At 46.5% G+C, this 12,938-nt stretch carries 12 protein-coding genes; 6 read left to right on the top strand and 6 right to left on the bottom strand.

The genetic code is table 11. From position 1 onward, the window contains the following. The first annotated feature begins 172 nt into the window (after positions 1 to 172). A complete protein-coding gene (locus tag Q9R21_RS06980; RefSeq protein WP_311203998.1) occupies positions 173 to 1,504 on the top strand; it encodes a hypothetical protein in 1,332 nt (443 codons plus the stop codon). A gap of 54 nt (positions 1,505 to 1,558) precedes the next feature. Here the strand turns inward: Q9R21_RS06980 and Q9R21_RS06975 are convergent, their stop codons facing one another. Beyond that, on the bottom strand, positions 1,559 to 2,086 hold the full coding sequence (locus Q9R21_RS06975; protein WP_247143252.1) for a disulfide bond formation protein B: 528 nt from the start codon (positions 2,084 to 2,086) through the stop codon (positions 1,559 to 1,561). Between the two features lie 19 nt (positions 2,087 to 2,105). Further along, positions 2,106 to 3,683, bottom strand: a complete 1,578-nt coding sequence (gene gshA, locus Q9R21_RS06970; RefSeq protein WP_311203997.1) for a glutamate--cysteine ligase — start codon at positions 3,681 to 3,683, stop codon at positions 2,106 to 2,108. A 211-nt stretch (positions 3,684 to 3,894) separates the two neighbouring features. Between gshA and Q9R21_RS06965 the strand changes: the two genes are divergently transcribed. From Q9R21_RS06965 to Q9R21_RS06955, 3 genes are read left to right on the top strand one after another with little or no spacing between them, the layout of a single operon-like run. Further along, on the top strand, positions 3,895 to 4,434 hold the full coding sequence (locus tag Q9R21_RS06965) for a DUF924 family protein (protein WP_114540923.1): 540 nt from the start codon (positions 3,895 to 3,897) through the stop codon (positions 4,432 to 4,434). Between the two features lie 52 nt (positions 4,435 to 4,486). Beyond that, positions 4,487 to 5,038 (top strand): CC0125/CC1285 family lipoprotein, encoded by a 552-nt coding sequence (locus tag Q9R21_RS06960; protein ID WP_311203996.1) that lies wholly within the window; start codon positions 4,487 to 4,489, stop codon positions 5,036 to 5,038. Between the two features lie 11 nt (positions 5,039 to 5,049). Further along, positions 5,050 to 6,351, top strand: a complete 1,302-nt coding sequence (locus Q9R21_RS06955) for a DUF445 domain-containing protein (RefSeq protein WP_311203995.1) — start codon at positions 5,050 to 5,052, stop codon at positions 6,349 to 6,351. A gap of 81 nt (positions 6,352 to 6,432) precedes the next feature. On the opposite strand, the gene Q9R21_RS06950 is transcribed toward Q9R21_RS06955, so the two are convergent. Further along, positions 6,433 to 6,720: a DUF2798 domain-containing protein gene (locus tag Q9R21_RS06950; protein WP_004647201.1), complete on the bottom strand. Its 288-nt coding sequence runs from the start codon at positions 6,718 to 6,720 to the stop codon at positions 6,433 to 6,435. 259 nt (positions 6,721 to 6,979) lie between these two features. Between Q9R21_RS06950 and argS the strand changes: the two genes are divergently transcribed. Both argS and Q9R21_RS06940 read left to right on the top strand, forming a co-directional pair. After that, positions 6,980 to 8,770: an arginine--tRNA ligase gene (argS, locus tag Q9R21_RS06945; protein ID WP_213686579.1), complete on the top strand. Its 1,791-nt coding sequence runs from the start codon at positions 6,980 to 6,982 to the stop codon at positions 8,768 to 8,770. Between the two features lie 262 nt (positions 8,771 to 9,032). After that, positions 9,033 to 9,650, top strand: coding sequence for an SPOR domain-containing protein (locus tag Q9R21_RS06940; RefSeq protein WP_004281265.1), 618 nt, complete (start codon positions 9,033 to 9,035; stop codon positions 9,648 to 9,650). A 183-nt stretch (positions 9,651 to 9,833) separates the two neighbouring features. Here Q9R21_RS06940 and asd read toward each other — a convergent pair whose 3' ends face one another. The 3 genes from asd to pncB all read right to left on the bottom strand — a co-directional run bounded on the left by asd (position 9,834) and on the right by pncB (position 12,920). Then, complete coding sequence (gene asd, locus Q9R21_RS06935; protein ID WP_004729088.1) at positions 9,834 to 10,685, bottom strand: archaetidylserine decarboxylase; 852 nt, start codon at positions 10,683 to 10,685, stop codon at positions 9,834 to 9,836. Continuing rightward, positions 10,682 to 11,530 (bottom strand): sulfurtransferase, encoded by an 849-nt coding sequence (locus Q9R21_RS06930; RefSeq protein ID WP_311203994.1) that lies wholly within the window; start codon positions 11,528 to 11,530, stop codon positions 10,682 to 10,684. The genes asd and Q9R21_RS06930 overlap by 4 nt, the downstream gene beginning before the upstream one ends. A 184-nt stretch (positions 11,531 to 11,714) precedes the next feature. Continuing rightward, the gene (pncB, locus tag Q9R21_RS06925) at positions 11,715 to 12,920 is read right to left on the bottom strand and encodes a nicotinate phosphoribosyltransferase (protein WP_213686581.1); all 1,206 of its coding nucleotides are present in this window, start codon (positions 12,918 to 12,920) and stop codon (positions 11,715 to 11,717) included. Positions 12,921 to 12,938 lie beyond the last annotated feature (18 nt).

The raw sequence follows: 12,938 nt of genomic DNA, 5'->3' as shown, positions 1-12,938 counted from the left end.
AGTTAATTGCTTAAATTGTCTGACAAAAAAGCCCAAAATCTTTTCTCATTCTCGTTATTTTAAGCTGAGGCCCTCAAAATCCGGAAACTCAACAAGAAAAAGAATTTATACCGCGAAGTTCTTTAAAAAGAAAGATGGCACCACATGCGGCTCATTGAAAGGACAGGATCAGATGCCAAGTTTGACACCGTTACATGAAACCTATTGTCGATGGGATCGAACCCCGCCGAGTCAGGCCGATGTACTGGAAGGTCTGGCGCAGCTGGTAACGATGCGCTTTAACGATGTGATCCAGGAGCTGATCAAGAGTATTCAACGCGAAATTTTAATGAGTATTTTCGGTTTAAGTGAAAATAATTCTGAAAAAATTCAGAATATTCCGTCGATTGTGCGGCTCTATCAAATGTCTTATGACATGCTGTTTCATTACGGCAATACCCTGATTGCCCCTGCTTTGCGCCAGATTATTGAACGCTTTCCTAAACTGCATAATAAACCGCTGACACCTTCCTTGCATTTTCTGGTCAGTGTCTTAAATGGCATTATCGGGGATTATCTGCTGAAATATCAAAACCCTCTAGCCCTGCCGATGGTGATCTATGACCATTATGGCTCGCTGCAAAAAGGTGAGCTAAGCGGTCGTATCACTTTGTTTGTACATGGCTTATGCATGAACCATTTAGACTGGTCAAATCGCAAATATGAAGGCATTGGGGCAAAATTACTGGCGCAGCGCGACCGCAATACCATGCTCTACCTGAATTACAATACTGGACGCCGGATTTCTGCCAATGGTCGCAGTCTGGCGAATACCTTACAGGATCTGGTTGTTCGCAATCCTAGAATTACCAGTATTGACCTGATCGGCCATAGCATGGGTGGACTGGTGTCACGCAGCGCACTGTTCTATGGCAAGCAGAATATGTATAGCTGGGTCAACATGGTGGAGAATCTGGTCTGTCTGGGTTCACCGCATCATGGTGCGGTACTGGAACGTTTTGGTTTTAGCTTGCAGGACAAACTCGGACATTTCCCACTGATACGGCTGCTTGGTCATCTGGTCAATATTCGCAGTAACGGTATTCTGGATTTACGTCATGGCAGCGTCCGGGATGATGACTGGGAGCATAATCCGCTTCGGATTGGCTTTATGGATGATCACCGTAAACCTGCCCCGATTCCGTCTCATATCGATACCTATCTGGTCGCCGGTACCATCGAGTTTGAAAACCGCAAGAACAAGACCTTGCATGTGATTGGCGATTATCTGGTCAGTATTAAAAGTGCTTTGGGCGAGCATCCCAATCCGCGTTTCCAGCTTAAAGTCCCGGACGCAAACAAGGCGATTTTCTATGGCCTGAACCATTTTGAAATTCAGTATCATCCGCTGGTGGCCGAGCAGGTGGCACGCTGGTTCTATCCAAGTGTAGAAGATGAAGCCTTTAATCAGATTCATGAATATGTGATGGATCTGGACAGTCTGGAAGGCATTGCCCTGACCTGAACTTCAGCAAAATAAAAAAGCCCTCGATTGAGGGCTTTTTTATTAAATATGGAATTAATATTTATCTCTGAGTCGTTTAACCGGTGCCTTTTTATATTTACGCAGTAGTTGCCACAGGCTAATCAACAATAAAATACTGAAAAAGATCAAAGACCAGACAGGCAAGGATTGACCCAAAAAGGTCCAGTCAATCGCGGCACATTCCCCTGAACCATTTAAGACCTGTTGCAGTACAGACTGCATCGGCAGGGTTTCCAGCCAGTATTCCAGACCGGGACCACAGCTCGGCACCTGATCCGGTGGCAGGTTCTGTAGCCAGACATGACGTGCAGCCACGCCCACAGCCCACAAAATACTGAGCGAACCCAGCAAGGCATATAGCCGCTTCATGAGATTGGATGCGGGATTATGCAGGAATGCGATCAGTGAGATGATCCCGAGTCCGATTAATCCAACACGCTGAAACACACAGAGCGGACAAGGCGCCAGACCTTGTACATGCTCAAGATATAAGGCAAATGCCATGCCGATGACAGCAGCCAGAAACAACATACCACTCACGAAGCGATAACCCCATTGCATGGTGAATCCTCTTATTTTTTTATCGATATTGGGCTAAATAATCAGCAAAACTGACGCTGCTATCTTGCTCGAGTTGCTGTTGCTGCTGCAATGACTTTTGTGACATTTCTTCAAAATAAGCCAGAGTTTCCGGGCTGAGCTGATGTTCTTCATAGACACTGCTGTGCTGTTGGGCCAGATGTTGGCCAAAATGCCACATACCGCCCTGCTCACGCGTATCACCCACCACCAGAGCAGACAAGGTGGCATCGACTTCATCGACCCGGATCATCATGGTTTTTAAAGCATCAGTATATAGAGTACTGTCGTAGGCTGAATTTAACAGCTTGGCCAGGGGATGCATACGCTGCAAATGCATGGCACACCAATCTTCAATCGGATAAGACTGGCCATTTTCCATAATTGCCGCATTTGGCGCACGGCCACGGTTCACCACTTCAGCCTGATTCTGTTCAATAATATCCTGTTCATCGCTGAGGAGCGCCGGACTGTCCTGCAATAAACAGTATAAGGCTACTACTTCGAGGAAGCCGGCCGTATCTTCATTAATGCCAATCGGGCTGTATGGATTGACATCGACTGCACGTAGCTCGACATAGGCAATCCCACGATTTTCCAGTGCCTGTGAAGGAGTTTCACCCGCGAGCGGCACCTGTTTCGGACGCACTAAGCTGTAATATTCATTTTCGATTTGCAGCACATGATCATTGATCTGGATCGGCTGGCCATTGACATCATCCAGTCCCAGACGACTAAACGGTTTATACGGCGTTTTAACGGCTTTTTGCAGTCCGTCCAGATAGTCCTGCAAATTATTGTAGTGAATACCGAGCTGTTTCTGCGCAGAGTTTTGATAGCCAAAACGTCCCATACGCAGCGCGGTCGCATAAGGCGAATACAAAGTGCCTTTCACCAATGGCAGCAAGAAATGATCACGGCCAGTCATAAAGCATTGGCAGACCGCCGGACTGGCTCCGATCAGGAACATCACCAGTGGGGTCAGACGAATAAAGTTACGGATCAGGCCCATATAGCGATGACTGCGATAATCCTGCAAGCTCAATGCTTTCAGCGCCTCGTCCTGTTCCTGCTGTTGTAAGGCCTCGAACAGATGATCCGGGAAAGACAGGTTGTAATGCACGCCTGAAATCGTCTGCATACGGCGACCATAACGCACACCTAAACCACGACGATACAGGGTTTTAAATAAACCGATATTCGAGCTGCCATACTGTGCCAGCGGAATGCTGTCATCGCGGCTGTCCAGCATACACGGCATCGACAAAGGCCAGAGCTTTTCATCATTTTCCAGATGACGATGCACAATCGCATGAATATCGCTGAGATAGTCCAGCGCTTTTTTAATACTGTCCTGTGGCGGAGTAATAAACTCCATCAACGCTTCAGAATAGTCTGTGGTGATATGTGGATGAGTCAAGGCTGAACCCAAGGCACGAGGATGCACTGCCTGTGACAGGAAACCATCACTTTGCATACGCAAGCTTTCACGCTCGATACCACGCAACATGCCTTTGATGAGTGACGACTCGACCCAGGTCGGTAATACATTTTGGGAAGTCGATTCAGGTTGACTCATTACAATCTCGCTTAAGGGGGCTAAATTATTAAATTAAAATCATCGGTTTAATCAGTATAACGTGATTTCATGCCGGCACATGACAGGCTGCCTAGTTTTCAGGCAAACCATTGATTTTTAATTTGGCAAATTTTTAACACAAACTTCCTCTATAAGACATGGAAAATTTGTGATTTTATTAACAAATAGATGCTAATGAATTGTAAATATTATGAATTATCAAGATATTTTAGACTTTTGGTTTCATGCGGACAGCCAGCCCTTATGGTTTAGCCAAAGTCATGAATTCGACCAAAGTATTGCGCAGCAGTTCATGAGCACCCATCAGCAGGCAGCCCAGGCTGAACTTTGGGGCTGGCGTAAAACCGCAGAAGGCCGGCTGGCCGAAATTATTGTGCTAGATCAATTTTCACGAAATTTATTCCGTGATTCTCCCCAAGCTTTCGCCCAAGACAGTTTGGCACTGGCCTTGGCTCAGGAAGCCATCAGCCTGAACCTGGATCAACAGCTCAGTCCGGAACAGCGTGCTTTTCTGTACATGCCATTTATGCACAGCGAATCCAAACTGATTCATGAATTCGCGTTAAAATTATTTCAGCGTCTGGGTAATCCGACCAATCTGGAATTCGAGAAAAAGCACAAGGTCATTATCGACCGCTTTGGACGTTATCCGCACCGGAACCAAATCTTGGGTCGTGACTCGACCGATGAAGAACTTACTTTCCTGACCCAGCCCGATAGCAGTTTTTAAGATTTTTTAAGACCGGCTGTCTGAACTGGATCATTGCATCAGGAGATCGAACATGAAAAACATGCTACTGGGATTGAGTATGATTGCTGCCATCAGCCTGACTGGCTGTGCAACCACACCCTCAAAGCCCTTAACATTTGATCAGTTAGGTCGCTACAGTACCACTCCCCTCAATAGCAACACTTACCGTATCAGCTTTCAGGCCCGTCCCAATATGAGCTTTGGCACAGCTGAAGAAATTACCCTGCTCAAAGCCGCACAGACTACCGTACAAAATGGCTTTCAGTTCTTCAGGGTACTGAATGATCCAAGTAACCGTACTCAACAACCTCCACGGCAGGCCATCGTCTATCCGGCACCGAGCTTTTATCCGTACGGGTATTACCGCCGATATCCGGGGTTCTGGCCAGACCCATTCTATGACCGTCCCTATACCGTGACTCTGGATCCTGCCCAGGTGGCCTATACCATTGAATGCTTCAAGGCCAATCAGGCGCCTCAAGATGCCTTTGATGCCCGCTTGATTTTACATTCACTTGGGGCTAAATATGGTTTAAGTCCATCCGGTGCAGTGCTGCAACTGCAACCGGCCAATCCCTCCTGACAGGATGATCTATGCAGACAGAGAGTATCTCCCCGAGCTTACAACGCAGTAAACGTTTCGCGACCATCGCCCTGATGGTCGCCGTACTGACCTGGTTGGCATTGATGGTGGCAGCCAAATTGCTACCTGAATATGTCTGGCTCATTCATATTCTGATGCTCTCGGCAGAAGCGGGTGTGGTCGGTGGTCTTGCGGACTGGTATGCGATTACCGTGCTGTTTCGTAACCCTTTTGGCAGATTGCCCATTCCCAAGTTTTTACGCGACCATACCGAAATCATTCCACGCAACAAGGCCCGTATTGCAGAGTCGATGGGCCGTTTTGTGCAGGAAAATTTTCTTTCTCCGCAAATTGTACAGCGCAGTCTGGACAGTACCGACCTGAGTCTGGCTGCAGGACGCTGGCTGGCCAATCCACAAAATAATGTCCAAGTGACTCAGGTCATTCAACAGACGGTTCCTAAAATCTTTGAATTTGTCGGACAGGAACAGATTGCCGGATTTATCCAGAGCAACAGTGTGCAATGGGTCAAAAATACCCAGATCAATACCCTGGCCAGCGAAATGCTGCATGCCGTTCTGGACAATGATTTCCATCAGGATGTACTACAGCGCGGACTGGATGTGGTGCATGCCTGGATGACCTCACATCCTGAACAAACCCGTGAGCTGACCCGTAACCTGTTTAAGGAAATGGGCGTGTGGAAACTGGCCAAAGGCGCCAGCTGGATCGGGATTGACGTGCAGCAACGCAGTATTGATTCCGTGATCGGGCGCGTTGAAGCCATGCTGGCCGATCCAGATCATCCATGGCGACTTAAAATTGAGAGCATGGGACATAGCTGGATGTTACAGCTGGCAGATAATGACAGTGAAGCCAGCCAGCGTCTGAATGAAACCAAAGATGCCTTACTGGATAGTCCACAAGTGCTGAATTTTATCAGCGGTGCGGTGGTGATTTTATGTGATGCGATCAAGGCAGACTTGCAAAAACCTGATTCGGGTATTGCGGAAAATCTCAGAATTGCCATTCAACAGGTCGGAGAAAATATCATTTCGAATGCCTCGGTACGTGAGCTGCTGAATAAACGTCTGAGCTCTATCGCGGTTGACCTGAGTGACCAGTACAGTGAAAAAGTGATTCGCTTTATCAGCGAGCGCATTCACGAATGGGATTCAAGCGAGATGATCGACAAGATTGAAAATGAAGTCGGCGGTGACCTGCATATGATCCGGGTCAATGGTGTCGTGGTCGGTGCCTGTATCGGTCTGGTGCTCGGGATTATCCGGGCGGCGGTAGAGCATTTAATTTAAAGCTGATGAAGCTATTTCCTCTTACAGCCCAGCTTTTAAATCGTCAGAGAGCTGCCCCCACCCGATTAAATTCAAAAATGATCACTTGGGTGGCTGAGGTCCGGACATATCGACCAATAGCCCAGTGAATTTGCGTACGAACGGCAATAAGGTCACCACAATCGGAAAAGCAATCGCCCAGGAAATCATCCAGTTATGAAACCAGAGTGCCATAAATCCATCAATCCAACCAAGATTGCGCAGCATATTGATCATGGAAATAATGCCACTCATCAGGCAGGACAGGATAAAAGGCACAATAATCAATGCCCATTTTGCAGGGAGTTTGGGAATATGACCGATAATGGTCGGACGTTGTGATGCAGCCACGACATGCTCTTTTTACTGTTTTCAGATGACTAATATAAGCCAAATTCTGTACGGTGAAGCATTGTTTTTTTCATCTGAAATGTTGAGCTAAAAACTGGTTTTATTTTCACGGGATTAATCCGGTTATTACCCCTTTCTCTAGTTCAAAATTTCTGGTGAAGTGATCTTCTACTTTTTATTCCCTAGAAATGCTTTTACCTAAACAGCCTGAAATTTGCTATATTTGCTGTTTTTCTGCGATCTCTATTTTCGACTGATTATGAATACGGCAATACAAGCAGCTCTCGATCATGCAGTGCACACTTTACAGGCACAAGGCGTACTCCCATCTGACTGGAACAATACAAGTAATTTGACGCGTACCAAAGACCGAAGCCATGGTGACTTTGCGTCGAATATTGCCATGATCGCGTCGAAAGCTGCGGGTATGAAGCCACGTGATTTAGCGGAAAAAATTCTTGCTGCCCTGCCTGAAGTGGCGGATATCAGCAAGGCAGAAATTGCCGGTCCTGGTTTTATTAACTTCTTCCTGAATGCTGACCAGCGCTTTGCAGTCCTTGATCAGATTCAGGCACAACAGGCGACTTATGGTCGTACCCAGGTCAATGCGGATAAACGTATCCAGGTTGAATTCGTGTCTGCCAACCCGACCTCTAGCCTGCACGTAGGTCATGGTCGTGGTGCTGCGTATGGTATGACGGTTGCGAACTTGCTTGAAGCGACCGGTGCAAAAGTAGATCGCGAATACTATGTCAATGATGCTGGCCGTCAAATGGACATTCTGGCGACTTCGACTTATCTGCGCTACTTAGAATTAACGGGTCAGGAACTGGTATTCCCGAAAAATGCCTACCAAGGTGACTACGTTAAAGAAATCGCGCAAAGCATTATTGATCAGGATGGCGACGCCTATGTACGTCCTGTGGCTGACGTGTATAAAAACGTGCCTGAAGATGTACAGTTTGCAGCTGAATTAGATGCAGATGGCAATAAAGTCATATTGTCTGGCGATAAAGAAAAACACATTGATGGTTTGATCTTTAATTCACAAGCGTTAATTGGCACAGGCTACCGCGTATTCTTGCAAGCCGCGCTTAAAGCGATTCTGGATGATATTAAAGATGACTTGGGCGAGTTCGGTGTAACCTTCAATCAGTGGTTCAGCGAAGAATCATTGACAGACAAAATTGAAGAAGCCTTACAAACCTTAGATCAGCGTGGTTTCCTGTATGAACTAGATGGCAACATCTGGTTTAAATCCACTGCATTCGGTGATGAAAAAGACCGTGTCGTGAAACGCCGTAATGGCCAGACCACTTACTTCGCGTCTGACATCGCTTACCACCTGAACAAATTACAACGTGGCTATACCGATATCATCGATATCTGGGGTTCGGATCACCACGGTTATATCGCCCGTGTAAAAGCGGCCATTGATGCACTGGGCTATGATTCGAAGAAATTAACGGTTCTTCTGGTTCAGTTTGTAAGCTTATGGCGTGGCGGCGAGATGGTACAAATGTCATCCCGTTCAGGCCAGTTTGTGACCTTGCGTGACCTGCGTAAAGAAGTTGGCAATGATGCTGCACGTTTCTACTACGTAATGCGTAAGTCTGAACAGCACATTGATTTTGACCTTGATCTTGCTGTGTCACAAAGCAAGGACAACGCCGTGTATTACATCCAGTATGCACACGCCCGTATCTGTCGTATGTTAGAAAAAGCAGCGTCTACAAATGTCAACTTTGATGCTATAGCGGCACGTAATTTAGCGGCTAAGCTGGAGCTTGATGCTGAAACTGAAGTCCTGGCCAAGCTGGCTGCCTACCCAGAAATTCTGGTACGTGCTGCAAACAGCTATGAGCCACATCAAATCGGTAACTACCTGAAAGAGCTGGCAGCATTGTTCCACGGCTGGTACAACGACAATAAAGTACTCGGTGATGATGCTGAATTGACTCAGGCACGTTTACTGTTATCTGTGAACGTGCGTCAGGTACTGCGTAACGGTCTGGAACTGCTTGGCGTATCAGCTCCTGAGAGCATGTAAGCAAAACACTGTTTTGCATGCTCGCAAGGCGAGAGCTAGGCTCGAAGTGAGCATGTAAGCAAAACATTGCCGTTTATCTGCCGAGCAGACATTTTGTAACTTTAGCTATGTGCTTGAAGATACAGATAAATTAAAATTCTGTGTGATTTGTGATCTAGAGGATGACTTTTGTATCCTGATCACATAGGATGAAGTGATAGTAGGGGCATAACTGCTGTTATGCCTTTTCTATATGTCCCGATTAATAAGAGGAAAATCCCAAGTGTTTGGAAAAACGCAGCGCGGTGTATCTGAAAGACCGAATAAGCCTAAAAAGCCACTTATTCCAACCTGGCTCGGCACACTCGTGATCATTTTAATCGTGTTAAGTTTTTTAATGGCACTGATGCTCTGGAAGCCATGGGAACCGGTCAAACCGAAAACTCAAACAAGTGCTGAATCTGTCCAAGAAGAAGATACCAATAAAGATTACCGTTTTTATGACCTGTTACCACAGCAACAAGTGACGCCTATTCCTGAACAGGCCGTCCCTGAAAACAAAAATCAGGATACGGTAGTAATTGTAGAAGCGCCTCGACCTGAAGTAGCTCCACCTGAGGCGACCACAACTGAGCCTGGCTTAGAAGCCAGTGAAGCGCCTGTTGCCGCTCCGGCCAGTTATATTCTGCAAGTCCGCAGCTTTGATGACCCGGATCAGGCCGATGCCCGCCGTGCTGAAATTATTCTCAATGGTTTATCTGCCGATGTGGTACGCAGTGTAGAAAATGGCAAAGTCTGGTATCGCGTGGTTTCAGGCCCTTATGATTCTGCAGAAGCCGCGATTATCGCACAGCAAACCTTGCAGAATAGCGGGATCGATTCCATCGTCGTGAAACGATAAATTTCTAGAAATAAAAAAAAGCGCCTGATGGTGCTTTTTTTATTTGGATCTCTCTAACCGTCTCCTTAATAGGAGAGGAAATCCCCCTTTTTTAAAGGGGGACTGAGGGGGATTTTTATTTATTCTAAACGAGAAAATATTTAATCCCTCCAACCTCCCTTTAATAAAGGGAGGCTAAAATCTTTAAACTGTATGCCCCAGCGCTTCACCCATATTCACCAAAGAATTGGCCTTGAACGCGGCATCCCATTGCATTTTATTTTCTTCAAATAAAATCACTGCCGTTGAACCGAGGTAGAAACGCCCCAGTTCTGCCCCTTTTTCCAGGAACAGATCATGCTGATTAAGTTCGATCCGGCCTGAAGGCTTCACTTTGCCGGTTGCCACGGTTTCAATACCCGCCACAATCATCGCACCGACCAATACCACCGCCATACGGCCGATTTCAGTATCAAACAGACAGACCATACGTTCATTGCGTGCAAACAGGCCCGGAATGTTTTCTGCGGTCACCTGATTGACCGAGAACAACTCACCCGGTACATATAACGTTTCAGTCAAGGTGCCAGCAAATGGCATATGCACCCGATGATAATCACGTGGCGACAAATATACAGTCGCGAATTCACCATTCTTGAATGGCTCGGCCAGTTGCGGATCAGCAATCAGGGCTTCAACGGTAAATTTCTGGCCTTTGGCCTGAAACACATCGCCATTTTCAATTTTACCTAGCTGGGAAATCGCACCATCTGCTGGCGAAACAATGCTCGTAGCATCTGGATCAACCGCACGGATACCTTCTTTTAGGGCACGCGTAAAAAATTCATTAAATGACTTGAATTTCAGGGCATTGGCCTGTTCAGCAATCGACATATCAATGCCATACTGCGCCTTAAAGGCAGTAATTGCAGCAGTTTTGATAATCGGGTTTTCGCTGGCGGCAATTTTACCCACCACCCGAGACAAGCGATGTTGCGGTACTAATCGTTGAGCTTTAATAAAAAACTGTTGTTTTAAACGTGATGTGATGCTCAAGATGGCAGCTCCCCTGTAGCGATTGGACTATCGAGGCGGTTGCCCCATTCACTCCACGCACCATCATAGGCTCGAATTTTCCAGCCCAGTAAACGACCCAGAATATAGGCCAAACCTGAGCGGTGATGGGACTGGCAGTACACCACAACGGGTTGATTCAAATCAAAGCCCAGTTGTTCCAGACGCTGCTGAGTACGTGGTAAAGGCTGTAATTTTAAATGATTTTCACGATTAAGGGCAGTACTCCATTCAAAATGACGTGCTCCCGGAATGTGACCGCCGCGTCGAGCCGCTAAACGTAGGCCAGTATATTCATCTTGTGTACGGCAATCCCAAATTTGAACCTGTTGATTTTCAACCTGTTGGCGCAGTTCATCATAGCCAATCTGAAAATTCGCCTGATGCTCAAGATTGACCTGCAACACGTTCTTCACTGGTGCAAACTGTTCCTGATTGGAAGAAGTCGGCAAACCGGCACCAAGCCAGGCATGAATCCCGCCATTCAATAGGCTGGTATTTTCAAAACCCAAACAATGCAGGTTCCAGAGCAAACGCCCTGCCCATGCCCCGCCCTCATCATCATAAGCCACCACATGATGTTCAGGAGAAATATTCAGATAATCAATGAGAGCCTGCAAGCCTTCCGCATCCGGCAACAGTCCCATTGCCGTTTCTTCCTGACGCACCAGAAGTTTAGGCTTTAAATGCAAGGCGTGCGGAATATGCAGCTGCTCATACACAGAGGCACGGCTCAGGTCGACAATACGAAGTTTTTCATGGCCCAAATAGGGAACTAAATCTTCTGCCTCAATCAGCAGGCCAAAATTAAAAGCTGCAGCGGTCATCGTTATCATGGCTATTATTGGTCAAATCCTGTTGATCTTAGCACAGCTGGTTTTTACACTGATGCGCTTTCTTTGCAGATGATTAGCAAGATTTTAGCTAAACCTTGGTCTTAAATAAGCTTGCATAAAAAAACCGCCTCTATCTAGAAACGGTTCTTAAAAATTATGAATTGTTCAAACTGACTTAAGCAGGTTCATTGATCTCAAAAACCTGACGTAAATAGGCCAGGAACGTATCATTATCGGTCATGGTCTTGCCCGGGCTGTCCGAGATTTTGGCCACTGACTGACGGTTACATTCCACCAGTTTCAGCACAATATTGAGTGGGGTTTGCCCCATATCATTGGTCAAATTGGTGCCGATCCCGAAACTGACCTGAAAGCGGTCTTTAAAGTATTGATGCAGTTTCCAAGCTTTTTCCAGATTCAAGCCATCACTAAAAGTCAGCATCTTGGTTTTGCTGTCTATTTTCAGCTTTTTGTAGTGTACATAGGCCTTGTCACCCCATTCATAGGGATCGCCACTGTCATGACGCAAGCCATCAAACAGTTTGGCAAAGTACAGGTCAAAGTCACGCAAGAATGCATCCATACCGACTACATCGGTCAAGGCAATGCCCAAGTCACCACGATATTCCTGCACCCAGCTTTCCAGTGCAGATTTCTGGAAATTACGCAGACGTACGTCCAGCGCCTGAAAAGCTTGCAGGAATTCATGCGCCATGGTGCCAATCGGGGTAATTCCCAGCTCTTTGGCTAACAGTACATTACTGGTACCACGAAACACATGCGGTGCGGCTTTGTGAAATTCTTCGACGACATGCTTTTGCCAATCGAAACTGTAACGGCGACGCGTACCAAAATCTGACACCAAAAATGGTGGATCATTGGGGTTTTGCGCAGCATCATACTGTTTTAATAGCTCGATTTTGGCTTTTAAACGGTGTTCGCCTTCAGCCAACACTTCAGGCGTGCGAATGCGGCTGAAATACAGTTCATTGACAATCGCCAGTACGAAGATCTCGAACATCATCGCCTGAACCATCGGGCCTTCCACCACAATATCCAGACGGCCTTGACTGTCGATACTGGCCTTGATGAAACGGCGCTTGAGCTGGAACAGTTCCAGATAATCCACAAAATCGCTTTTGATAAAACGTAAGCTTCTTAAATATTGCAGTTCATCTTCTTTGAATTTGAGCTGACACAGCAGGTCCAGTTGATGATTGAGATCATCCAGAATATCCGTCAGTGGATAGACTGTATCTTCCAGATTACGACAACGGAAATGGTAGACACTATGCGTTTGCGGAAACTTGTGTAAGACCACTTGTAACATGGTGAATTTGTACAAGTCAGTATCTAACAGAGAATGGATAATTGGAGCCATAACTAAGGGAATATCGCT

The sequence above is a fragment of the Acinetobacter sp. RG5 genome (assembly GCF_031844265.1).
Lineage (GTDB): Bacteria > Pseudomonadota > Gammaproteobacteria > Pseudomonadales > Moraxellaceae > Acinetobacter.
Note: the sequence above shows the minus strand (reverse complement) of the source record. Positions and strands in the feature narration are given on the sequence as shown.

Coding starts and splice junctions, on each gene's coding strand:
- Q9R21_RS06980 (WP_311203998.1), top strand. CDS start 173: ATGCCAAGTTTGACACCGTTACATGAAACCTATTGTCGATGGGATCGA.
- Q9R21_RS06975 (WP_247143252.1), bottom strand. CDS start 2,086: ATGCAATGGGGTTATCGCTTCGTGAGTGGTATGTTGTTTCTGGCTGCT.
- gshA (WP_311203997.1), bottom strand. CDS start 3,683: ATGAGTCAACCTGAATCGACTTCCCAAAATGTATTACCGACCTGGGTC.
- Q9R21_RS06965 (WP_114540923.1), top strand. CDS start 3,895: ATGAATTATCAAGATATTTTAGACTTTTGGTTTCATGCGGACAGCCAG.
- Q9R21_RS06960 (WP_311203996.1), top strand. CDS start 4,487: ATGAAAAACATGCTACTGGGATTGAGTATGATTGCTGCCATCAGCCTG.
- Q9R21_RS06955 (WP_311203995.1), top strand. CDS start 5,050: ATGCAGACAGAGAGTATCTCCCCGAGCTTACAACGCAGTAAACGTTTC.
- argS (WP_213686579.1), top strand. CDS start 6,980: ATGAATACGGCAATACAAGCAGCTCTCGATCATGCAGTGCACACTTTA.
- Q9R21_RS06930 (WP_311203994.1), bottom strand. CDS start 11,530: ATGACCGCTGCAGCTTTTAATTTTGGCCTGCTGATTGAGGCAGAAGAT.
- pncB (WP_213686581.1), bottom strand. CDS start 12,920: ATGGCTCCAATTATCCATTCTCTGTTAGATACTGACTTGTACAAATTC.